The 21,854-nt window shown below is 55.1% G+C and carries 20 protein-coding genes; 11 read left to right on the top strand and 9 right to left on the bottom strand.

Annotated features, from left to right (window positions below):
- Positions 1-5 precede the first annotated feature (5 nt).
- Both apt and ACW9E7_RS03795 read right to left on the bottom strand, forming a co-directional pair.
- Entirely contained in the window at positions 6-557 is a 552-nt protein-coding gene (apt, locus tag ACW9E7_RS03800; protein WP_000127359.1) for an adenine phosphoribosyltransferase, read from the bottom strand.
- A gap of 150 nt (positions 558-707) precedes the next feature.
- On the bottom strand, positions 708-1,085 hold the full coding sequence (locus ACW9E7_RS03795; protein WP_458727275.1) for a DUF454 family protein: 378 nt from the start codon (positions 1,083-1,085) through the stop codon (positions 708-710).
- Between the two features lie 50 nt (positions 1,086-1,135).
- On the opposite strand from ACW9E7_RS03795, the gene priC reads away from it, so the two are divergent.
- Positions 1,136-1,663, top strand: a complete 528-nt coding sequence (priC, locus tag ACW9E7_RS03790; protein WP_458727274.1) for a primosomal replication protein N'' — start codon at positions 1,136-1,138, stop codon at positions 1,661-1,663.
- Between the two features lie 14 nt (positions 1,664-1,677).
- Positions 1,678-1,854, top strand: a complete 177-nt coding sequence (rsmS, locus tag ACW9E7_RS03785) for a pleiotropic regulatory protein RsmS (RefSeq protein WP_032644839.1) — start codon at positions 1,678-1,680, stop codon at positions 1,852-1,854.
- A gap of 1 nt (position 1,855) precedes the next feature.
- Here the strand turns inward: rsmS and mscK are convergent, their stop codons facing one another.
- Positions 1,856-5,203, bottom strand: coding sequence for a mechanosensitive channel MscK (gene mscK / locus ACW9E7_RS03780; RefSeq protein WP_136195273.1), 3,348 nt, complete (start codon positions 5,201-5,203; stop codon positions 1,856-1,858).
- Positions 5,204-5,316: 113 nt separating this feature from the next.
- On the bottom strand, positions 5,317-5,970 hold the full coding sequence (gene acrR / locus ACW9E7_RS03775) for a multidrug efflux transporter transcriptional repressor AcrR (protein ID WP_023310602.1): 654 nt from the start codon (positions 5,968-5,970) through the stop codon (positions 5,317-5,319).
- Between the two features lie 140 nt (positions 5,971-6,110).
- Here acrR and acrA point away from each other — a divergent pair, with 140 nt between their 5' ends.
- The 6 genes from acrA (at position 6,111) to ACW9E7_RS03745 (ending at position 12,943) form a co-directional block, all read left to right on the top strand.
- Positions 6,111-7,304, top strand: coding sequence for a multidrug efflux RND transporter periplasmic adaptor subunit AcrA (acrA, locus tag ACW9E7_RS03770; RefSeq protein WP_115874373.1), 1,194 nt, complete (start codon positions 6,111-6,113; stop codon positions 7,302-7,304).
- Between the two features lie 22 nt (positions 7,305-7,326).
- Positions 7,327-10,473, top strand: a complete 3,147-nt coding sequence (gene acrB, locus ACW9E7_RS03765) for a multidrug efflux RND transporter permease subunit AcrB (protein WP_029741964.1) — start codon at positions 7,327-7,329, stop codon at positions 10,471-10,473.
- Between the two features lie 510 nt (positions 10,474-10,983).
- Positions 10,984-11,358, top strand: a complete 375-nt coding sequence (tomB, locus tag ACW9E7_RS03760) for an Hha toxicity modulator TomB (RefSeq protein WP_008499288.1) — start codon at positions 10,984-10,986, stop codon at positions 11,356-11,358.
- Between the two features lie 27 nt (positions 11,359-11,385).
- Positions 11,386-11,604, top strand: a complete 219-nt coding sequence (locus ACW9E7_RS03755; RefSeq protein WP_008499287.1) for an HHA domain-containing protein — start codon at positions 11,386-11,388, stop codon at positions 11,602-11,604.
- Positions 11,605-11,806: 202 nt separating this feature from the next.
- Positions 11,807-12,358 (top strand): maltose O-acetyltransferase, encoded by a 552-nt coding sequence (maa, locus tag ACW9E7_RS03750; RefSeq protein WP_458727273.1) that lies wholly within the window; start codon positions 11,807-11,809, stop codon positions 12,356-12,358.
- Between the two features lie 117 nt (positions 12,359-12,475).
- Positions 12,476-12,943: a YlaC family protein gene (locus tag ACW9E7_RS03745; RefSeq protein ID WP_023310598.1), complete on the top strand. Its 468-nt coding sequence runs from the start codon at positions 12,476-12,478 to the stop codon at positions 12,941-12,943.
- On the opposite strand, the gene pdxR is transcribed toward ACW9E7_RS03745, so the two are convergent.
- Positions 12,915-14,375 carry a MocR-like pyridoxine biosynthesis transcription factor PdxR gene (gene pdxR, locus ACW9E7_RS03740; RefSeq protein ID WP_458727272.1) on the bottom strand — a complete coding sequence of 487 codons (1,461 nt, stop codon included), beginning with the start codon at positions 14,373-14,375 and terminating at the stop codon, positions 12,915-12,917. The genes ACW9E7_RS03745 and pdxR overlap by 29 nt on opposite strands.
- 101 nt (positions 14,376-14,476) lie before the next feature.
- Between pdxR and ACW9E7_RS03735 the strand changes: the two genes are divergently transcribed.
- Complete coding sequence (locus tag ACW9E7_RS03735; RefSeq protein ID WP_458727271.1) at positions 14,477-15,187, top strand: GNAT family N-acetyltransferase; 711 nt, start codon at positions 14,477-14,479, stop codon at positions 15,185-15,187.
- Here the strand turns inward: ACW9E7_RS03735 and ykgO are convergent.
- Both ykgO and ACW9E7_RS03725 read right to left on the bottom strand, forming a co-directional pair.
- Positions 15,184-15,324 carry a type B 50S ribosomal protein L36 gene (gene ykgO, locus ACW9E7_RS03730; RefSeq protein ID WP_003859006.1) on the bottom strand — a complete coding sequence of 47 codons (141 nt, stop codon included), beginning with the start codon at positions 15,322-15,324 and terminating at the stop codon, positions 15,184-15,186. The two genes, ACW9E7_RS03735 and ykgO, sit on opposite strands and share 4 nt — an antisense overlap.
- Before the next feature lie 2 nt (positions 15,325-15,326).
- On the bottom strand, positions 15,327-15,587 hold the full coding sequence (locus ACW9E7_RS03725) for a type B 50S ribosomal protein L31 (protein WP_010428154.1): 261 nt from the start codon (positions 15,585-15,587) through the stop codon (positions 15,327-15,329).
- 220 nt (positions 15,588-15,807) lie between these two features.
- Here ACW9E7_RS03725 and ACW9E7_RS03720 point away from each other — a divergent pair, with 220 nt between their 5' ends.
- Positions 15,808-17,373 carry an EAL domain-containing protein gene (locus ACW9E7_RS03720; RefSeq protein WP_115874369.1) on the top strand — a complete coding sequence of 522 codons (1,566 nt, stop codon included), beginning with the start codon at positions 15,808-15,810 and terminating at the stop codon, positions 17,371-17,373.
- Here the strand turns inward: ACW9E7_RS03720 and ACW9E7_RS03715 are convergent.
- Positions 17,366-17,638 (bottom strand): metal-sensing transcriptional repressor, encoded by a 273-nt coding sequence (locus ACW9E7_RS03715; RefSeq protein ID WP_115874368.1) that lies wholly within the window; start codon positions 17,636-17,638, stop codon positions 17,366-17,368. The genes ACW9E7_RS03720 and ACW9E7_RS03715 overlap by 8 nt on opposite strands.
- A 134-nt stretch (positions 17,639-17,772) precedes the next feature.
- Between ACW9E7_RS03715 and ACW9E7_RS03710 the strand changes: the two genes are divergently transcribed.
- Positions 17,773-18,624: a nickel/cobalt efflux protein RcnA gene (locus ACW9E7_RS03710; protein WP_458727270.1), complete on the top strand. Its 852-nt coding sequence runs from the start codon at positions 17,773-17,775 to the stop codon at positions 18,622-18,624.
- Positions 18,625-18,663: 39 nt separating this feature from the next.
- Here the strand turns inward: ACW9E7_RS03710 and ACW9E7_RS03705 are convergent, their stop codons facing one another.
- A complete protein-coding gene (locus ACW9E7_RS03705) occupies positions 18,664-21,753 on the bottom strand; it encodes a beta-galactosidase (RefSeq protein ID WP_458727269.1) in 3,090 nt (1,029 codons plus the stop codon).
- Positions 21,754-21,854 lie beyond the last annotated feature (101 nt).

Raw genomic sequence — 21,854 nt, 5'->3', positions numbered from 1 at the left:
CGGGATTAGTGACCCGGGAAAGGCACCAGGCTGTAGCTGGTAATACCCTGTTTTTCCAGGCGCTGTTCACCGCCGAGATCGAACAGGTTGATGATGAAGGCCGCGTCGGTCACTTCGCCACCCAGACGGCGGATCAGCTTCACGGTCGCTTCAATGGTGCCGCCGGTCGCCAGCAGATCGTCAACCACCAGCACTTTGTCGCCAGGCTTGATCGCGTCAACGTGGATCTCAAGCTGATCGGTGCCGTACTCCAGCTCGTAGCTTTCTGCGATGGTTTCACGCGGCAGCTTGCGCGGCTTACGCACCGGCACAAAACCCACGCCCATTGCCAGCGCAACCGGTGCGCCAAACAGGAAGCCACGGGCTTCGGTACCTACTACTTTGGTGATCCCGGCGTTTTTATAACGCTCGACCAGCAGTTCAATGCTGAGCGCGTACGCTTTCGGGTCTTCCAGCAAGCTGGTGACATCACGGAAAAGAATGCCAGGCTTTGGATAGTCCTGGATGCTTTTGATGCTGTTTTTCAGATATTCAAGCTGCTGTGCAGTTGCGGTCATCGGTTTTGCCTAAATGAAACAGTGTTACTCACAGCGCGCAACGAGTCGGCCAAGGCAACAATTGTTTAACCTTTGACCAGGCGCACCTGTGCTCGAAAACGGTCGAATTTACTGGCTGCGCGTGATAATTGCAACAGCCATGATGAGGCTTCAGTGCTTTTGTTGCTTTTCATCAACCACGGGGATCCGCCACATAAAGATAAGCAGACAGATCAGGATGACCAGCAGCAGGATCCGCACCCACATCATTTTCACCAGCCATAATGAAATAGCGAAGGTGATGAGGATCGCTGCGATCGCGCGCGGCTTCGCGCCGGGCGGCATGGCCCGGTGTTTTTGCCAGTGCCGCAGATAGCCGCCAAACCATGAGCGGTAGAGCAGCCAGTGGTGAAAACGCGGCGACGAGCGGGCGAAGCACCAGGCCGCCAGCAGGATAAATGGCGTGGTCGGCAGCAAGGGTAAAAACACCCCCAGCGTGCCAAGCACTACCGCGAGCCAGCCAATGATGATTAAAATAGTACGCTGCATAATGCGAATCGTTATCAAACTGAACGGCTACTTTACCACTGGAGAGCGCCTTGAAAACAGCACTGCTTCTTGAGAGGCTGCAAAATCAGCTGATTGCTCTGCGGGAGCAGGCCACGCCGCTAATGGGGCACGCCACGCTGAAGCCGCGCTTTGACCGGCAGCTTTTTCGTACCCGCAGCACCGTCATTCGGGATTATCTTGCTGAAGCGCAGACGAACCTCGACGAGCTTCGCCATGCGGTTGAGAGTGAACAGCAGGAGCAGGTGGCGTGGCTTGCAGAGCATCTCACTGAGCAGATCACCGCCCTGGATCGCGAAATTACCGCCTGGCCGCTGCGCGCCTGGGACAGCGCCTCGCCGGGGCTCGGTAAATGGCAGCGCAAGCGGCTGGAGAACCAGGAGTTTGAGCGCCGGCTGTTTGAGATGAAGCGCGAACGCGAGGTGCGTCTGAACCACAGCGAAACGCTGGAAGAGCAGCAGCTATTAATGCGCGAGATTAGCGCGCTGGAAGGGCGCATCGTCCGCTGCCGTCAGGCGCTGGATGAAATTGAGCGCGTCATTGAACGTTTGACCCGTTAACAGGAGCCACACCCATGTCACTGGAAAATGCACCCGATGAGGTCAAGCTGGCCGTCGATTTGATTATGCTGCTGGAGAATCATGAGATCCCCGCCGGGACGGTGCTTAAGGCGCTGGAGATTGTGCGGCGGGATTTTGAGGGGAAACTTCCCCCTCACCCTAACCCTCTCCCTGTGGGAGAGGGAAAATAGATTAAGCCGGAGTCGGGTCGTCGCCCTTAATGTCGCGCTTCACTTCCGTATGCTCATCACCTTTCTCGTTACGCAGGTGAACCTCAAGCTGGTTGAAGGCGATATTAATATCGTTTTCACGACACAGACGATCGATAGAGCGATTAAGCTCATCCACCGTGTAGCTGCGGTCGCGCAGTTCACGCACGTATAAACGCAGCTCGTGATCCAGCGTACTCGGCCCAAAGGTGGTAAAGAACACCGCCGGAGCCGGATCGTGCATCACTTTCGGATGCTCAGACGCCGCCTTCAGCAACACCTCTTTCACCTTATCCAGATCCGATCCATAGGCTACGCCCAGGCGGATCACCACGCGCGTTACCGTATCCGAGAGCGACCAGTTGATCAGACGCTCGGTCACGAACGCTTTGTTCGGGATGATCACCTCTTTACGATCGAAGTCGGTAATGGTGGTAGCGCGAATGCGGATCTTGCTGACCGTTCCCGAGAACGTGCCGATAGTGACGGTATCGCCGATACGTACCGGACGTTCGAACAGGATGATCAGGCCGGACACGAAGTTACCGAAGATCTCCTGCAGGCCAAAACCAAGACCGACCGAGAGGGCCGCCGCCAGCCACTGCAGTTTATCCCACGAGACGCCAAGCGAGCCAAAGACCGTCATCGCCCCAACAATAATGATCACGTAGTTGAGGATCGTGGTAATGGCGTAGGACGCCCCCTGGCGGAGATTCAGACGTGACAGGAGCAGCACTTCAAGCAGGCCTGGCAGGTTGCGGATCAACGCCCAGGCTACAACCGACGACACCAGCGCAAACAGCAGGCTGCCCATGGTCACGCTTTTCATGACCGCAGCGCCCGCTTCGGTACCGTTGTATTGCCAGAGGGTAATACTGTCGAGATAGGCGAAAACGGTAATAAGATCGGACCAGATAGCCCAGAACATCACGGCAAACAGGGCGATCATCACCAGCATGGTAATACGCAGCGTCTGCTGGTTAACCTGCTCCAGCGCGATGGTCGGCTCTTCCTGTGGCTCCGCGCCTTCCGCCCCCTCTTTCACCTGATGCTGACGACGCGCGATGGCGCGGCGATAGGCAATGCGGCGGGCCGCCACACTCAGGCCGCGCAGCACGGTCTGATAAAGCAGGTTCCAGACGATCACCAGATAGACCGTTTCAATCCAGCGCCCGGACAGGCGCAGCGTGGTATAGAAGTAACCCGTTGCCGTCAACACCATCAGCGCCAGCGGAATGATCGCCAGCACCGTCACGGTGACCAGGCGAATATTGTGGGACTCTTTATCACGCCAGCTGTCACGGCACATCGGCCACATCAGGATCGCAATCAGCAGCAGGTTCAGCAGGATCACCAGCTGGCCCAGCACATCATCCATCAGATGCAGCGGGGAAAGTTCAGAGACAACCGACCAGAAGTGCAGCGGCAGAAGCGCGAGGCTGATGCGCACAATCTGCCGACGCCAGTGGCTGGTCAGCTGCGCAGGCATGTTGAAATGACGCACCGCCACGCCGTCTTTTTCCAGCACCTTCCAGCACACGCCAAACACCAGCCAGAACAGCGCCAGTTTTTTACTGAACGCCCACAGCAGATCGCTGACGTTGAGCTGCATGGTGAGCAGAATCAGGCCCACGGCCAGAATAATCAGACACACCGGCAGGGCGCGGATGAGATCGATCAGAATCGCTTTTGGCGTATGGAGCTGGCTATCGTTGCGCAGCTGTCCTACTTCGGAGGCCAGCTTCGCCTGGTATTTTTTCAGCCAGCCCAGACGCCAGCGGATCAGGCCGGCAATCAGCAGCAGCGGTAAACCGGCCAGGAAAGCAATCATTACCGCAGGCCAGGCTTTCTCCCAGTTAACGGTGATCTTCATGCTCTTGATCTGCGTTTTCAGCGTCTCAGGGAAGGATTTGACCCAGTCCCAGTCCATCGGCTTGTTGCTGTTCACCCAGAAAATCTGCTGGGTCAGGATTTCCTGCAGACTTTTCGAGACGCTCACCAGCTGCTGCTGGTTGATCTGCAGGTTTATGGCCATCATCAGCTGGTTGCCCAGCTGCTTGTTGAGCTGGTCCAGCAGTTCGCGACGCATATCCACAACCTGGAGCAGCGCATCGTGCACTTCCGGGTTAACGTCGCTTGAATGCCCCTCTTCAATTTTGGCGACAAAAGTATCGCTCTGGAAAAGGGCATCGCGCTGCTGGTTAACGTCAAACTGTTCCAGACGTAAATCCGCGATACGGTTGGTCATGTCCTCCAGCTCGTCGGCGGACGGGAGCGTCTGCTGCTGCTGGTAGAGAATACGCGACAGCAGGAGGCTGCCTTTCAGAACAGCAATCTGCTCTTTGATGTTGCGTTCAGCCTGCAGGGCGCGATCCAGCCAGTTCTTCACCTTGATATTTTGCTGAACCAGCGAGTTGCCGTTTTCCGTTGCCAGTATCAGGCGCTGGCTAAGCTGGTGGTTGGCCTCGAGCTCCTGTTTCACCAGCGGATTCGCCTGAATGCGGGCGGTTTCGTCAGGCGATACGGCCTCCTGGGCGGTTTTTTCCGTTAGCGTCAGGCGCTTGCTGTTAACCGCTTCCTGCAGCAGCTGAAGCTGGTGTTCGAGGCGATTAATATTCGCGGTGACGTAATCGCGCTGTTTCTGCAGGGTGTCCTGCAGCACCGTATTCCCTTCCAGGCTTTTACGCTGCTGTTCGATTTGCGCATTGAGCAACGTCTGCTGCACCAGCAGCAGGGTATTCTGCGTCGGGCGCAGCGTGCCTTCGCCTACCGTCGTGCCGTTGAGGCGGTTGCGGATTTGCTGCAGCTGCTGAGACGCGGCGTACATCGCGTTTTGCACGCGCTCGGGCTGGGTCTGCAGAGAGACAAGCTGGCTGTTATACGTTGCGAGATCCGACTGTGCGGTTTGCAGGTCGTCGAGCAGTTGAGCCACGCGGGACTCGAGCTGACGTAAGGAGAGCGTCGAGAGCGTCTTGCGCGTCTCGTCGTCGTTATCCACATCGCTGAGGGCATTCAGCGCTTCGGTGGCCTTACGCATGTTTTCAGGTGCCTGCGCCACCTTCTGGCGAAGCTGGACGGTTTCTGCTTTTATGCGTTCAATTTTATCCAGCGTTTCCAGCGTTTCTGTCAGATCCTGCTGGACGAGTTTCTCCTGAGGGGAGAGATCTTTTTGTTTGTTCAGCGTGTCGAGCTGCGACTGAACATCGCCGCGCGAGGGAATATCGTTGCTGTTATCGGCGCGGGCCCAGGTCAGCGGCGCCGTGGCGAAGAAAAACAGCATCGCAAAGAGCAATGCAAAAACAGGATGTTGCGAGCGATTGATGGGCAGCATAGTTGTGAATGATGTCAGAAGATGACCGAAAATAGTCCGGCGTGAAGAATATCACGCTCGCCGAAAGCAGAATAGCGCGAACGTTATCCTCTGAGATAAATCCTGGAAAGGGATCAGGCCGTTAGCGAAGGCGCGTCGCTGCGCAGCGTGGGGCAGAGCTGTAGCATTTCCAGTAAAATCGCCACGTAGCTGCGGGCTTCCTCTTTAAGGTCAAAGGATTGCGGCGCGAAAAGCCAGTTTTCCATCAGACCGGAAATGTAGCTGCGCATCAGGATTGCCGCCCGTCGGGTCAAGAGATTGGCCGGTAATAGTTTTGCCTGCATACACAGGTTCAGGTTCTGTTCAATACGGTCATAGCTCTCCAGGCTTAGGCTGCGCTGTGCCTGCTGCACAACCGCCATCTCGCCCACGAACTCGCATTTATGAAAAATAATCTCCATCATCAATCTGCGACGTTCTTCAACTACCGTTGCTTCAAGGATATATACTAATATTTCTCTCAATACTGAGAGTGGATCGTCAGGGAATTTTGCCCGATACTCACTCTCGAGATCGCTAATGCTGGACTCTGAAAGCTCCCAGATTTCACTGAACAGATCTGACTTATCTTTAAAATGCCAGTAAATCGCTCCTCGCGTCACACCGGCAGCCTGAGCAATCTGCGCCAGCGAGGTGGATGAAACACCCTGCTGCGAGAACAAACGTATTGCCACATCCAGAATGTGTTGTCGGGTTTCCAGCGCTTGTTGTTTAGTTTTTCGTGCCATAGGTGGGTGAATTTACAGGAGTCAGATTTACATACATTTGTGAATGTATGTACCATAGCATGACGATAATATAAACGCAGCAATGGGTTTTAGACTCAGGACCCTTGATCAATTTGAAATCGGACACTCGAGGTTTACATATGAACAAAAACAGAGGGTTAACGCCTCTGGCGGTCGTTCTGATGCTCTCAGGCAGCTTAGCGCTAACAGGATGTGACGACAAACCGGCTCAACAAGGAGCTCAGCAGGCGCCAGAAGTAGGCGTTGTTACGCTCAAATCTGAACCTCTACAAATCACCACCGAATTACCAGGCCGTACAAATGCTTACCGCATTGCGGAAGTGCGTCCTCAGGTTAGCGGCATTATCCTGAAGCGTAACTTCACCGAAGGCGGTGATGTGAAGGCCGGTGAGTCTCTGTATCAGATTGATCCCGCAACCTATCAGGCGTCTTATGAAAGCGCGAAAGGCGATCTGGCTAAAGCACAGGCCGCGGCTAAAATTGCTCAGCTGACGTTGAACCGCTACCAAAAACTGCTCGGCACTAAGTACATCAGCCAACAGGATTACGATACCGCCCTGGCAGATGCACAGCAGGCTAACGCAGCCGTGGTGGCAGCCAAAGCGGCCGTCGAAACCGCGCGCATTAACCTTGCCTATACCAAAGTGACCTCCCCGATTAGCGGTCGTATTGGTAAGTCTTCCGTCACGGAAGGGGCTCTGGTGCAGAACGGTCAGACCACTGCGCTGGCGACCGTGCAGCAGCTCGATCCGATCTACGTTGACGTGACGCAGTCCAGCAACGATTTCCTGCGCCTGAAACAGGAGCTGGCTAACGGCACCCTGAAACAGGAAAACGGCAAAGCCAAGGTGGAGCTGATTACCAACGACGGTATCAAGTTCCCGCAGGAAGGTACCCTGGAATTCTCTGATGTGACGGTCGACCAGACCACCGGTTCCATCACCTTACGTGCGATTTTCCCGAACCCTGACAAAAATCTGCTGCCAGGTATGTTCGTTCGCGCACGTCTGGAGGAAGGAACAAATCCAACCGCACTTCTGGTTCCACAGCAGGGTGTGACCCGTACGCCACGCGGCGATGCGAGCGCGCTGGTTGTTGGGGCTGATAACAAAGTCGAAACGCGCAATATCACCGCCACCCAGGCGATTGGCGATAAATGGCTGGTGACGGAAGGTCTGAAAGATGGCGATCGCGTAATTGTTTCTGGTTTGCAAAAAGTTCGTCCTGGCGCGCAGGTTAAAGCACAGGAAGTGAAATCTGACGATAAACAACAAGCTTCGGCCGCTGGCCAGTCAGAACAAACCAAGTCTTAACTTAAACAGGAGCCGTTAAGACATGCCTAATTTCTTTATCGATCGCCCCATATTTGCATGGGTGATCGCCATTATCATCATGCTGGCCGGGGGACTTGCGATCCTGAAGCTGCCTGTCGCGCAATATCCTACGATTGCGCCACCGGCGGTGACAATTTCCGCAACCTACCCGGGGGCTGATGCGAAAACGGTGCAGGACACCGTCACCCAGGTTATCGAACAGAACATGAACGGTATCGATAACCTGATGTACATGTCCTCAAACAGTGACTCTACCGGTACGGTGCAGATCACCCTGACCTTCCAGTCAGGTACGGATGCTGACATTGCGCAGGTTCAGGTGCAGAACAAACTGCAGCTGGCGATGCCTTTGCTGCCGCAGGAAGTACAACAGCAGGGTGTGAGCGTCGAGAAATCGTCCAGTAGCTTCCTGATGGTTGTCGGCGTTATCAACACCAACGGCACCATGACGCAGGAGGATATTTCCGACTACGTGGGCGCCAACATGAAGGACGCCATCAGCCGTACTTCCGGTGTGGGTGACGTGCAGCTGTTCGGTTCCCAGTACGCGATGCGTATCTGGATGGATCCGAACAAGCTGAACAACTTCCAGCTGACCCCGGTTGACGTGATCAGTGCGATTAAAGCGCAGAACGCCCAGGTAGCGGCCGGTCAGTTAGGCGGTACGCCGCCGGTGAAAGGCCAGCAGCTTAACGCCTCGATCATCGCGCAGACCCGTCTGACCTCTGCCGATGAGTTCAGCAAAATTCTGCTGAAAGTGAACCAGGACGGCTCGCAGGTTCGCCTGCGCGACGTGGCGAAAGTCGAGCTGGGCGGTGAGAACTACGACATCATCGCGAAGTTTAACGGTAAACCGGCTTCCGGTCTGGGTATCAAACTGGCGACAGGCGCTAACGCCCTGGATACCGCCACGGCGATCCGCGCAGAGCTGAAGAAGATGGAGCCGTTCTTCCCGTCAGGTCTGAAAATCGTTTACCCGTACGACACCACGCCGTTCGTCAAAATTTCGATTCACGAAGTGGTTAAGACGCTGGTTGAGGCGATCATCCTCGTCTTCCTGGTTATGTACCTGTTCCTGCAAAACTTCCGCGCGACGCTTATCCCAACGATTGCCGTGCCGGTTGTTCTGCTCGGGACCTTTGCGATCCTGTCGATATTTGGCTACTCGATAAACACCCTGACGATGTTCGGGATGGTGCTCGCCATCGGCCTGCTGGTGGATGACGCCATCGTGGTGGTCGAGAACGTCGAGCGCGTGATGGCGGAAGAAGGTCTGCCGCCGAAGGAAGCCACCCGTAAATCGATGGGTCAGATCCAGGGCGCGCTGGTCGGTATCGCGATGGTGCTGTCTGCGGTATTTATTCCGATGGCCTTCTTCGGGGGCTCTACCGGTGCGATTTACCGTCAGTTCTCCATTACCATCGTTTCCGCGATGGCGCTGTCGGTGCTGGTGGCGTTGATCCTGACCCCTGCCCTGTGTGCCACCATGCTGAAGCCGATTCAGAAAGGCGGTCACGGCGAGCATAAAGGGTTCTTCGGCTGGTTTAACCGCATGTTCGATAAAAGCACGCACCACTACACCGACAGCGTGGGTAACATCCTGCGCAGCACCGGTCGTTACCTGCTGCTCTATATCATCATCGTGGTGGGCATGGCTTTCCTGTTCGTTCGTCTGCCAAGCTCGTTCCTGCCGGATGAAGACCAGGGCGTGTTCCTGACGATGGCGCAGCTTCCGGCAGGTGCCTCGCAAGAGCGTACCCAGAAAGTGCTGGATGAAGTGACGGACTACTATCTCACCAAAGAGAAAGACAACGTTGAATCCGTGTTTGCGGTTAACGGCTTTGGCTTTGCGGGTCGTGGTCAGAACACCGGTATTGCCTTCGTTTCTCTGAAAGACTGGTCTGAACGTCCGGGCGAAAAGAACAAGGTTGAAGCCATCACCGGCCGTGCAATGGGCACCTTCTCGCAGATTAAAGATGCGATGGTATTCGCCTTTAACCTGCCAGCGATTGTTGAACTGGGTACCGCGACCGGCTTCGACTTCCAGCTGATTGACCAGGGCGGTCTGGGTCACGAAAAACTGACGCAGGCGCGTAACCAGCTGTTTGGTGAAGTCGCTAAACACCCTGACCTGCTGGTCGGCGTGCGTCCAAACGGCCTGGAAGATACGCCACAGTACAAAATCGATATCGATCAGGAGAAAGCCCAGGCGCTGGGCGTATCCATCAGTGACATCAACACCACGCTGGGCGCAGCCTGGGGCGGTAGCTACGTTAACGACTTCATCGATCGCGGTCGTGTGAAGAAAGTGTACGTGATGTCAGAGGCGCAGTACCGTATGTTGCCGAACGATATCAACAGCTGGTTCGTGCGCGGCAGCAATGGTCAGATGGTTCCGTTCTCGGCGTTCTCAACGTCACGCTGGGAATACGGTTCACCGCGTCTGGAACGCTATAACGGTCTGCCGTCTATGGAGATCCTGGGTCAGGCCGCACCGGGCCGAAGCACCGGTGAAGCCATGAACCTGATGGAAGAGCTGGCGAGCAAACTGCCTGCGGGTATCGGCTATGACTGGACCGGTATGTCCTATCAGGAACGTCTGTCCGGTAACCAGGCCCCTGCTCTGTACGCCATTTCACTGATTGTGGTCTTCCTGTGTCTGGCGGCACTGTACGAGAGCTGGTCGATTCCGTTCTCCGTTATGCTGGTGGTTCCACTCGGGGTTATCGGTGCGCTGCTTGCGGCGACGTTCCGTGGGTTGACCAACGACGTTTACTTCCAGGTAGGCCTGCTGACAACCATTGGCCTGTCGGCGAAGAACGCGATACTTATCGTTGAATTCGCCAAAGATCTGATGGAGAAAGAAGGCAAAGGTCTTATTGAGGCGACGCTTGAGGCGGTTCGTATGCGTCTGCGCCCGATCCTGATGACGTCACTGGCGTTTATCCTCGGCGTACTGCCGCTGGTTATCAGTTCCGGAGCGGGCTCCGGTGCGCAGAACGCAGTAGGTACTGGTGTGATGGGCGGTATGGTTACCGCGACCGTATTGGCCATCTTCTTCGTACCGGTGTTCTTCGTGGTGGTTCGCCGCCGCTTTAGCCGAAAGAATGAAGATGTTGAACACAGTCATTCGGTAGAACCTCACTGATACCGGTTTCACATGATAAAAAGGCCGCATTAGCGGCCTTTTTCATTTTCAGAAAAAATCATAAATTACGCTTATTGAGGTTCAATTTATTTTCTGCCATCTTAAATAGACATATCGTAATTAACTGATAACTTAATCGGTGAAATCGGGATTTTTTTAATTTCATTTCCCCGCTTAAAGTATTAGGAATATTCCTAATAAGAAGTTCTTACAAAGATAAGTCTGAATCTAAACTTTTCTCATCATTTTTGCTAAGCCAATGAAACGTAAGGAAGCGATAAAGCACCGTCGTTAATTTGGATAAAAACGTTGAGTCCAGGACGACCATTTGCGTTCAAGCTCCCAGCCTGCGGTTTTATTTGTAATTTTTCGTAATAGCGCGGTGAAATCCAGGAAGGAGTGGCTTATAGTTAGGTTATCAGGAACACAGCACTCATGTAGCTAAGTCAGTTGTATCCATCCCGACAATGATGTTCGGTGAGTAAGAAATCACTCAGAAGGGGATGCGCTATGGACGAGTACTCGCCAAAAAGGCATGATATCGCGCAGTTGAAATTTCTCTGCGAATCCTTGTACCATGACTGCCTTGCCAATCTTGATGAAAGTAACCATGGCTGGGTAAACGATCCAACGTCTGCCATCAATTTACAGTTGAATGAGCTGATAGAGCATATCGCAACCTTCGCACTTAATTATAAAATTAAGTACAATGAAGATAATAAGCTCATCGAGCAAATTGATGAATACCTGGACGACACCTTTATGTTGTTCAGCAGTTACGGCATTAACGCTCAGGATTTGCAAAAATGGCGTAAATCGGGAAATCGGCTATTCCGCTGTTTCGTCAACGTGAGCAGAGCTAACCCGGTGAGTCTTTCCTGTTAAAATTATTACAATTACTAAGGTGAATTTATGTCTGATAAACCACTCACAAAGATCGATTATTTGATGCGCTTACGACGTTGTCAGTCAATTGACACGCTTGAACGCGTCATTGAAAAGAATAAATACGAGCTTTCTGATAATGAACTGGCGGTATTTTATTCAGCCGCTGACCATCGTCTTGCTGAACTGACAATGAATAAGCTGTATGACAAAATCCCTACATCTGTGTGGAAATTTGTCCGTTAATCTTTGAAGGGTGTCTGTAGAGTTCTACGCCTCGTTCTGAGTATTTACCTATCCCGTTATGCTCCCTGTGCGTAAGCCAGGTCTCCGTGTAAAACGTGTTCAGCAGCAATGTTGTGACTCCAGTCACATTGGCTTTCCGGGAACGTTCCCCTCCTGGCCTGTTCCGATTAATCTGCGGTAATAACATCCAGAGAGGTTTCCAGTGAGCTTAGAAAAACAGAAAATGATTGCCGGTGAACATTATCGCCCCGGCGATGAGACATTACGGGCTGACCGACTGCGGGCCCGCCATCTTGTTTACCGCTATAACCACACTGCGCCTGATGAAAAGACAGAACGCCAGAACATCCTGGCGGAACTGCTGGGGCAAAGCGAAGGCGCTTATATCGAACCGAGTTTCCGCTGCGACTACGGATATAACATTTATCTGGGCAAAAACTTTTACGCTAACTTCGACTGCGTGATGCTGGATGTCTGCCCGGTTCATATTGGCGATAACTGTATGCTCGCGCCGGGTGTTCATATTTATACGGCAACCCACCCGCTGGACGCGGAGGAACGAAACAGCGGCGTGGAGTTTGGAAAACCCGTCAATATTGGAAATAACGTCTGGATTGGTGGCCGGGCGGTCATTAACCCTGGCGTCACCATTGGTGATAATGTGGTGGTGGCCTCCGGCGCGGTCGTGACGAAAGACGTCCCGGCTAACGTCGTGGTTGGCGGCAACCCGGCAAAAATTATCAAAACGCTGTGAAGTCGCGGGGAGTCAACTGTTATAGTCTTTTAGCGCCAGACTGTTACTTTTTTCAGCCTGATGGCTCCCCTAAAATTGGCAGACACCCTGTATTGTCAACTCTCATGAAGGCAAAAAATGACCGAGATACAGCGCCTGCTTACCGCCACCATCGACGATCTTAACCTCCGCGAAAAGCGCGATAATCGCCCGCGCTTTAGCATTAGCTTTATTCGCAAACATCCTGGCCTGTTTGTCGCCATGTATGCCGCCTGGCTGGCGACGCTTATTGTTATGCTGAAGTCCGAAACGCTGGTGGACTCCGTCTGGCTGCTGGTTGTACTGTTTGTCGTCTTTAACGCCTTTTTCTTTTTCGACGTGAATCCGCGCTACCGTTACGAAGATATCGACGTGCTCGATTTTCGGGTCTGCTATAACGGCGAATGGTACAACACGCGTTACGTGCCAGAGGAGCTGATCGAAAACATCATGCACTCTCCGGCAGTTGAAGCCGGGCAAAAAGAGAAGCTGCAGAAAATGGTTTCCACCAAAGGACAGCTCTCTTTCTATGATGTCTTTACCCTTTCCCGCCCTGCTGCTGCGTAATTAACGCCTGCAGACGTCGGATCCCCGGCGCAAACTGAGAAGCAGAGGTATTACCGTAACCTAAAACCAGCCCGGTTTGCCCCTGCTTCGCCTCCAGGTAATACCCGCTCAGTGCAGCGGGTGCCAGCTGAAACGCTCTCGCCTTCGCCACCAGCCTCAGGTCGTCAATACCGTCTATCGCCAGCGTCAGATGCATCCCACCTTCGCCTGCCAGAATGCGGTGCGGAGAATGAAGCTCGGCGCCCAGCACCTCCCGCAGCTGGCGGTAGCGTTTACGATAGAGCCGACGCATGGCGGCAAGGTGGCGGGCGTAATGACCTTCTTCAATGAACAGCGCCAGGGTACGCTGTTCGGCACGATGCCCACCCCGCAACAGCGAGCCGATGGCCGGACGAACCGCCTTAGCCAGCGCTGGCGGTAACACCATGAACCCCATGCGAAGTGACGGAAACAGCGTTTTACTGAACGTCCCCAGATACACAACGGGCGCATTGTTGACCATTCCCAGCATCGCCGGTACGGGCTCACCGGCATAACGGAACTCGCTGTCGTAATCATCTTCAATGATCCAAGCGTTGTGCTGCCGGGCCAGGTCAAGCAGCGCCAGCCGCCGCCGCGCGCTGAGCACGCTCCCGTAAGGGAACTGATGCGAAGGCGATGTAAAGATCATTGAGGGGGCAGGCGCATCCAGCCCTTCCCAGCACATTCCCTCGTCATCAACCGGTATCCCCGTCATCGCCAGGCCGGTTTTAACAAACGCACTCTTTGCCCCGCTGTAGCCAGGGTTTTCTACCCAGGCGACATCGCCAGGCTCGCTTAACAGCATCGTGCAGAGATTGACCCCCTCAAGCGCACCTTCGGTGAGCACAATCTGGCTGGCGTCGCAGTCGATACCGCGGGACAAGGCAAGATGCCGGGCAATCGCTGCCCGCAGAGACGGTTCACCGGCCGGATCGCCATAGCCTAACAGGACACTTCCTTCCTCGCGCAGAACACGATCGTACAATCGCCGCCACAGCGGCAAGGGAAAATAGTTAATGGCAGGCGTTCCCGGCGTGAACGCCATCACAGGGGTGTCGCGCGGCACAGGCGCGGGCAGCAGGGCGACACGTTTTGTCAGCCTGACGTCAGGATCGGGCAGCGTCCGGGCAATCGTACGATGAGCTAATTGCCCCACCCGTGTCCCCTGACGGTTACGCAGCAAATAACCTTCGAGCGTGAGCTGGTCCAGCGCCGCATTGACGGTGTTTCGGGAAACCGAGATCTGCTGCGCCAGCGTTCGCGAACCGGGCAGCTGGCTGCCGGACTGGAGCCTGCCGCACAGTATCGCCTCCCGCAAAGCATGATAGAGCGTGCGCTGGAGCGTCTCTTGCCCACGCTTTTTCAGCGCAGCATGGAGCAAAGTGTAAAGCTCATCACCCGGTATATTCATCTTCCCTCCTTGTGGTACCAGAAAAACATAGCCTGGTGGTTCTTTTTAAGGAACCAGCAATTCACTAATCTGGAGTTCTTTTCAACGCCATGGAATTAAAAATGGATACATTCAATGAGTTTGGACAGCCTGTAGGTGAAGCCCTTATCGACTGGCAACCTCGTCAACACCCGTCCCGGGTGGTCCTTCAGGGTCACTACTGTCGGCTTGAGCCGCTGCGCGTGGAGCATGCCCACGCGTTGTTCTCCGCCTATTCCCTGGCCGAAGATACCCGCAGCTGGACGTGGCTACTGCGTGAACCCGATGCCACCGCAGAAGAGTTTGCCAAATGGGTGGCGAGCGTAAGTGAGTTATCCGATCCCATCCATTTTACCGTTATGGATAACCAGACCCAGTCTCCTGTCGGGACGCTGTCCCTGATGCGGATTGATCCTAAAAACGGGGTCGTGGAAGTGGGGCACGTTCACTTCTCTCCTCTGTTAAGCCGCACGCCAGGGTCGACAGAGGCGCAATATCTGCTGATGCGGTACGTGTTCGATACCCTGGGCTACCGGCGTTATGAATGGAAGTGCAATAGCCTGAACGAGCCTTCCCGTAAAGCGGCGCTGCGTCTGGGCTTTCAGTTTGAGGGGCGCTTTCGCCAGGCGCTGGTCATAAAAGGCCGTAACCGGGATACCGACTGGTTTTCTATTCTCGACAAAGAGTGGCCGGCGCTGGCGAGCGCCTTTGAAAGCTGGCTTGCCACCGACAATTTTACTGCCGATGGCAAACAGAAAAGATCCCTGGAAAGCTGGCGAGAAACGCGCGTCTAGCGTCTTTTTTTACGTCCCTGAACCGCCTTAAAGCGCGGATTAGATTTGCAAATCACGTATAAGCGTCCCTTGCGTTTGACTATCTGGCAATCCGGGTGACGCTGCTTTGCACTGCGTAATGAGTTAAGTACCTGCATGGTTAGCCCCGCTTCGCATTGAGAAAACCGCCAAAACGCTTGCGGAAGCGCGCGGCGCTACCGTCCGTGGAGAACGTTTTCTGCTTGCCGGTATAAAACGGGTGCGATTTTGAAGAAACCTCAATGGTGATGTACGGATACGTTTCACCGTCGAGTTCAATTTCGCGGTCGGTCTTAATGGTTGAGCCAACCTTGAAGTATTCATTAGCGCTGGTGTCGTGGAATACCACGGTGCGATAGGCTGGATGGATATCAGGCTTCATCGTAAATCCTTTGTGTTTTGTTATAACATAACAAAATGATATCCAGGCCAGTTCGAAAAAACAACCCCCTCTCGCCAGGCGATATTTTCTCGTTTGCCAGAGATAAAATGAAAACCTGGCTGCCCACGTGCTATAACTATATCATTTCGCGGTAAAATCTTTCTCTTCAGGCAAGGAACTCAATGCCCAGGAACGGGTATACGAGGAAGGACACGACAGCATGAAAACCCGACATCTGGTCAGTCTGGTGACTGGCATACTTATCTTTTCTGTGCTGGTTCCCATTTGCCTGAGCATCTGGCTGGCCCATCGCCAGGCGGAAGATAAGTTTGCCAATGCGCTGGATAACTATGCGTCACGCGTGTTGGTAAGAACCGACAGAGTTGTGGATCAGGCAAAAGAAGCGCTCGATCACCTGCAGGCCTTTGAAGGGGTGCCGTGTAGCCCGTTGCAGTTAAGAGAGATGCGCCGGGTCGCTTTCTCGTGGCGATATGTTCAGGAAGTGATTTATATCGATAACCTTCAGCCGCTCTGCTCCTCCCTGGAGCAAACCAGCCATGCAGCCCCTTTCCCGCCGCCGATGCGCATTACCGAAGATGGCTACAGCGCATGGCTGACCACGCAAAACGATCTTGGGTTTAACCGCTACATGGCAGTGCTGGGAAAAGGCCACTACCTTGTCATGGTCGATCCTGCCTCGCTGGTGGACGTTATTCCTTTCGGCGAGATAGCGATTGATGCCGCCCTGGTAGGCACTACAACACACCGCATATTCGCCAGCAGCAGTAAGCTCAATTCTCACATCCGCGACATGGTTCAGGAGCGGGATGTCAAAAGCGTGCAGTACAACGGTTCAATGTACGTCATGAAGTCTGTACCTGAGCTTGGATTTACCGTCGTCGCATGGGCAACGCTCAAACCGCTGGCTGAAACCTGGCACCGGCAGCTTCTTTTCTGGTTACCGTTCGGCATGTTAATAAGTCTGCTCGCCGCGCTGTTTGTCCTGCGGATCCTGCGTCGTATCCAGTCGCCGCGCAATCGCCTGCTTGACGCCATTAACAGCCGGGATTTTGTGGTTCACTATCAGCCCATCGTGGCGCTCAGTAGCGGAAAAATTGTGGGCGCAGAAGCGCTGACGCGCTGGCCACAGCCAGACGGAAGCAGCCTATCGCCGGATATTTTTGTCCCCCTTGCCGAGCAAACGGGGCTCATCTCACAGCTGACGCAGTTAGTCATCGAAAAGGTGTTTGAAGATATGGGCCACTGGCTGCAACGCCATCCCGATCAGCATATCTCCATTAACCTCGCCCCTGCCGATTTAACCTCCGGCATCCTGCCACCTTTACTGAGTCAGCTACTAAATAAGTGGCAAATACAACCCCGACAAATCGCCCTTGAGCTCACCGAGCGCGGCTTTGCCGATCCCAAAATCAGCGCGCCGGCTATCGCCGCATTCCGCCGTTCGGGGCATCCTGTCTATATTGATGATTTTGGCACGGGCTATTCCAGCCTGAGCTATCTGCAGGATCTGGACGTCGACACGCTAAAAATTGATAAATCGTTCGTCGATGCGCTGGAGTATAAAAACGTGACGCCGCACATCATTGAAATCGCAAAGTCGTTGAAGCTGGCGATGGTGGCGGAGGGCATCGAGACCGCAGGGCAGCTCGCCTGGCTACACCGTCACGGCGTGCAGTACGGGCAGGGGTGGTACTACAGCAAGGCACTGCCAAAAACGGAATTTATTCTTTGGGCAGAAAATAACCTCGGCACGCACGCTACTTAAGATAGGATTTGATCACCCGCAACACCACGCCAAGATCGGCTTCACGCTGCGCTTCTTCAGGCTCTTTCACCACGTGATCGGTTAAATGTCCTTCGATCACCTGCATCATCATGCCATTGACCGCCCCCCGGATCGCCGCCAGCTGCTGTAACACCTCGGCGCATTCGTGATCGCTGTTAAGCATTTTTTCCAGCGCGGTGCTTTGCCCCTGAATTTTCTTCAGGCGAGTCAGTAACATCTTCTTGTCTCTAACGGTATGTGACATCTCTGTATCCCTAATTTTTTAGCTTTTAAAGCATATCACGCTCTACTCCCCCTGAGTATTTTTCTACTGGGGGGTAGTATTACGCTACTGGGGGGGAGTAGTATCTCCGCACGCTTTCCACTCCGGAAATTTCCATGACCGATTTTGCTTCACTTCTTCAGCAGGGCAATGCCTGGCTGTTTGTTCCCAGCGCTATCCTGCTCGGTGCGCTGCATGGCCTGGAACCGGGCCATTCAAAAACAATGATGGCAGCCTTTATTGTTGCCATCCGCGGCACGCTGAAACAGGCGGTACTGCTTGGCCTGGCGGCAACGCTCTCCCATACGGCGGTGGTCTGGCTCGTTGCGATGGCGGGATTATGGTTTGGTCGGGGCTGGGATGCGCATACGTCCGAACCCTGGTTCCAGCTGATCTCCGGGGTGCTGATCGTTGCGATCGCCCTGTGGATGGCGTGGCGAACCTGGAAAGAGAGCCAGCCGCACGATCATCATCACGACCATGATAGCCATCACCACCACGACCATGAACATGAACATGAACATGAACATGAACATGACCACCATCATGATCATCATCACCACGAACACACGCTGATTGAAGAAGAGTGGCAGGACGCCCACCAGCGCGCTCACGCGCAGGATATTAACCGCCGCTTCAGCGGTCAAAATGTCACCACCGGACAGATTGTGATGTTTGGCCTGACCGGCGGACTTATCCCCTGCCCGGCGTCCATCACCGTGCTGCTGATCTGCCTGCAGCTGAAGCATTTCGCCCTCGGCGCGACGCTGGTGTTCAGCTTCAGTATTGGTCTGGCGTTAACGCTGGTCGCTTCCGGCGCGATTGCCGCCTTAAGCCTCAAGCACGCGACCAAACGCTGGCCCGGGTTTAGCGAATTCTCCCGTAAGGCACCGTGGATCTCCGCTGCGCTGATTACCGTGGTAGGAATTTACATGAGCCTGCATGGCCTGAGCGGCATTCTGGCGTAAGCATGCGGCCACGCTCTGTGGCCGCCTCTCCAGGGTCAGTTAAGGGTTCTGCTGCCAGCTGAAGGTATAGCGAAGCTGACGTGTCTGCAGAATGAATTCCGGTGCAACGCTGGGGCTCCAGGAGTCGTCGCCGCCCACGCCCATATGGAACGCATCGAGGTTAAGCCAGCATCCCGGCTCTTCCCGCAGCAGATGGTGGTGGGTTGTCTTCCGCAGCTGCTGCTGGCTGTAGCGGCTCACCGAGAAGTGGAACTGGCCATTTAGCTGATGCGTTCCCAGCGTCAGCTCCCGCGTATCACAGCGCAAACCATTTTCCGTCGGGAAGATATACGGTGTGTGCATCTCCGCCAGGGGTAATGTCCAGCGCCCCTGCCGTGCCGCCAGCTTTCTGTCCGGATAGTTTTCATGCGGCCCCAGTCCCAGCCAGAAGACGTTTTCCGGCGTTTCGGCAAGATGAACGCTCAGGCCAACGCGCGCAGGCTCCGGGATATCAGATGCAATATCAACCTGAATATCGCCATGCAGAACGCCTCGCTCGTCCACCCGCCAGACTTTACGGCTCATGAACAGGGCTTTGCCGCGATACTCAAGGACGTGCTGGGTTGTGACCACCACCTCGTCTGCGTGCTGCTCTGCCTCACAGTGCAGAACGCGCGAGGTGAGATCGTACATGCCCGCCGCTTTCCAGCGTTCAACCCAGGCGTTCGGATCGATCTTCGTCGCTTCACTTACGCCAATGTCGTTGTCCAGCGGCGCGCGGCTGACGTTATCCGTCAGAGGTGAAAGCAGCGTTTCAACGCCATTTCGCCACCATTGAGTCAGATTTCCGGTTGCGCGATCGAATTGCCAGCGCTGTTGACGATGGGAGATCTCCTGAACGCGATCGTTTTGCGTCAAGACCGGCGGCTCGCCCACCGGAGCTGGCGGAGCAATAAAGAGTGGAGCCGGCAGCGGCCACTGCTCCCACGCGCAGCGATGGTCAGCCGGTGACCACGGCGTTGCCCGCGGCTGGCGTACTTCTACGTTCAGCCAGACCTCACCCGGCCCGGCTTTCAGCTCCGGCAGGTCGATCTCCAGAAGCTGGGTGCCTTCAGGCGACATCGAGAGCGTCACCTCGCCCTCGGCCAGCACGTCCCCGTCCCGGGCAACCGTCCAGCTCAGCACTTCGTTATCGGTGTGGCGGAACAGGTAGCCGCTTTGCACCTCAATCACCAGCGGCGAGGTGCTGACCCGCGTAAAGGTAAAGAACTGCTGGGCGCGCTGCGCCTCGTACAGCGCCGGGTGCGGCGTGCGATCGGGGAATACCAGGCCATTGAGGCAGAACTGCCGATCGTTCGGCTTATCGCCAAAGTCTCCCCCGTAGGCCCAGAACGCGTTGCCAGCTTCGTCCTGTTTCGTCAGGGCCTGATCGACCCAGTCCCAGACAAATCCCCCCTGCAGGCGAGGGTGGCTGCGAAACGCCTGCCAGTATTTCGCGAACCCGCCAAAGCTATTTCCCATCGCGTGAGCGTATTCACAGAGGATCAGCGGACGCGTTTCGTCCGGCATACCGATCCATTTTTTGATTGACCATTTAGGCACCGCCGGGAAGGGCTGATCCTGATCGACACGGGCGTACATCGGACAAACAATATCGGTAGCCGCCGTATTCGCGCCGCCGCCTTCATACTGCACCGGACGCGTCGGATCCGTAGATTTCACCCAGCGATACAGTGCGTCGTGGTTTGCGCCGTGCCCGGACTCATTGCCCAGCGACCAAATGATTATTGAGGGATGATTACGATCGCGCTGCACCATGCGGGTCACGCGTTCGCTCATGGCGGGCAGCCAGCGCGGATCGTCTGCAAGGCGGCTCATCGGCACCATACCGTGGGTTTCGATGTTGGCTTCATCAACAACGTACAGCCCGTAGCGGTCGCAAAGCCGGTACCACAGCGGATGGTTCGGGTAGTGCGAGCAGCGCACGGCGTTGAAGTTGTGCTGCTTCATGATTTCGATATCGCGGCGCATGGTCGCTTCGTCCATCACCTGGCCGTTTTCCGGGTGATGCTCGTGCCGGTTAACCCCTCGGATCAGCAGCGGTTTACCGTTGAGCTTCAGCAGGCCATTGCTGATATCAACGCGGCGGAAGCCCACGTCGCACGCCTCAATCTCAAGCACTTCACCCTGCGGGTTGATAAGCGCAATCGTCAGGCGATACAGTTCTGGCGTTTCAGCGCTCCAGAGCGCGGGCTGTTCAACGGGCATCGCCGCCGTTAAGCGCTCTGCCCAGCTGCCGCGCTCGTCGACGATGGCTGACCCTGGACGCCGGGAAACGCAGGCGCATTTTTCCTCCGCGCGCCACAGGGTAAAAACCACCTCGCAGTCTGCAAAGCCAGCGCCTGCCAGCGCGACATCAACCTTCAGCACCGCGCGGTCCAGCTCCTTATTCAGGTCCGTCACCACGTGATAATCGGCAATCCGGGTATCGGGTTTATGCAGCAAAGTCACATCGCGGAAAATGCCGCTCATGCGCCACATGTCCTGATCTTCAAGATAGCTGCCGTCGCACCAGCGCAATACCATGACCGCCAGGCGGTTCTGCCCGGGGCGTAATGCCGCCGAGAGGTCAAATTCGGCGGGCAGCCGACTGTCCTGGGAATAGCCTATCCACTTCCCGTTGCACCACAGATGGAACGCCGAGTTCACACCGTCAAAAATAATTCGGGTTTGCCCGCTCTGAAGCCAGGCGTCATCCATTTCAAATGTGAGCGAGTAACAACCGGTCGGGTTTTCCTGCGGCACAAAAGGTGGGTTAACGGGGATGGGATAGGTGACATTGGTGTAGATGGGCGTGTCGAACCCCTGCATCTGCCAGTTCGACGGTACGGGCATCGCGACGGCATCCGCGCAATCTTCGATTGCCCATGCTTGAGGAACCTGCTCCGGCGCTGAAAAATAGCTAAACCGCCATAGCCCGTTGAGAGAGCGCCTGCTGGTAGATCCGGCGTCATCTCTGGCGGAAGATTCATTGCGCCAGCTGTGTAACGGCGCATGTGCGGCCAGACGGTACCACTGGGTGACGCCGGGGTTTTCCCAGTCCCGACGGGCCAGAATGGCGCTGAGGGTCAGCGGTGAAGTGGTGGACATAGTAACCTCTTTGCGAAGCGCTCACAATTTTGGTTAACATGCCCTGGCACCCGGCGATGGTAAAGCGCCCATTCGCAGGGTAGCGAGTCAGATCACAAAGT

It is taken from the genome of Enterobacter sp. H2G27 (genome assembly GCF_054403075.1).
This window is presented reverse-complemented; position numbering and strand designations above follow the sequence as displayed.

What these genes read in the sequence shown, in the direction of transcription:
- apt (WP_000127359.1), bottom strand. Translation starts at nt 557, where the DNA reads ATGACCGCAACTGCACAGCAGCTTGAATATCTGAAAAACAGCATCAAA.
- ACW9E7_RS03795 (WP_458727275.1), bottom strand. Translation starts at nt 1,085, where the DNA reads ATGCAGCGTACTATTTTAATCATCATTGGCTGGCTCGCGGTAGTGCTT.
- rsmS (WP_032644839.1), top strand. Translation starts at nt 1,678, where the DNA reads ATGTCACTGGAAAATGCACCCGATGAGGTCAAGCTGGCCGTCGATTTG.
- mscK (WP_136195273.1), bottom strand. Translation starts at nt 5,203, where the DNA reads ATGCTGCCCATCAATCGCTCGCAACATCCTGTTTTTGCATTGCTCTTT.
- acrR (WP_023310602.1), bottom strand. Translation starts at nt 5,970, where the DNA reads ATGGCACGAAAAACTAAACAACAAGCGCTGGAAACCCGACAACACATT.
- acrA (WP_115874373.1), top strand. Translation starts at nt 6,111, where the DNA reads ATGAACAAAAACAGAGGGTTAACGCCTCTGGCGGTCGTTCTGATGCTC.
- acrB (WP_029741964.1), top strand. Translation starts at nt 7,327, where the DNA reads ATGCCTAATTTCTTTATCGATCGCCCCATATTTGCATGGGTGATCGCC.
- tomB (WP_008499288.1), top strand. Translation starts at nt 10,984, where the DNA reads ATGGACGAGTACTCGCCAAAAAGGCATGATATCGCGCAGTTGAAATTT.
- ACW9E7_RS03755 (WP_008499287.1), top strand. Translation starts at nt 11,386, where the DNA reads ATGTCTGATAAACCACTCACAAAGATCGATTATTTGATGCGCTTACGA.
- ACW9E7_RS03745 (WP_023310598.1), top strand. Translation starts at nt 12,476, where the DNA reads ATGACCGAGATACAGCGCCTGCTTACCGCCACCATCGACGATCTTAAC.
- pdxR (WP_458727272.1), bottom strand. Translation starts at nt 14,375, where the DNA reads ATGAATATACCGGGTGATGAGCTTTACACTTTGCTCCATGCTGCGCTG.
- ACW9E7_RS03735 (WP_458727271.1), top strand. Translation starts at nt 14,477, where the DNA reads ATGGATACATTCAATGAGTTTGGACAGCCTGTAGGTGAAGCCCTTATC.
- ykgO (WP_003859006.1), bottom strand. Translation starts at nt 15,324, where the DNA reads ATGCAGGTACTTAACTCATTACGCAGTGCAAAGCAGCGTCACCCGGAT.
- ACW9E7_RS03725 (WP_010428154.1), bottom strand. Translation starts at nt 15,587, where the DNA reads ATGAAGCCTGATATCCATCCAGCCTATCGCACCGTGGTATTCCACGAC.
- ACW9E7_RS03720 (WP_115874369.1), top strand. Translation starts at nt 15,808, where the DNA reads ATGAAAACCCGACATCTGGTCAGTCTGGTGACTGGCATACTTATCTTT.
- ACW9E7_RS03715 (WP_115874368.1), bottom strand. Translation starts at nt 17,638, where the DNA reads ATGTCACATACCGTTAGAGACAAGAAGATGTTACTGACTCGCCTGAAG.
- ACW9E7_RS03710 (WP_458727270.1), top strand. Translation starts at nt 17,773, where the DNA reads ATGACCGATTTTGCTTCACTTCTTCAGCAGGGCAATGCCTGGCTGTTT.
- ACW9E7_RS03705 (WP_458727269.1), bottom strand. Translation starts at nt 21,753, where the DNA reads ATGTCCACCACTTCACCGCTGACCCTCAGCGCCATTCTGGCCCGTCGG.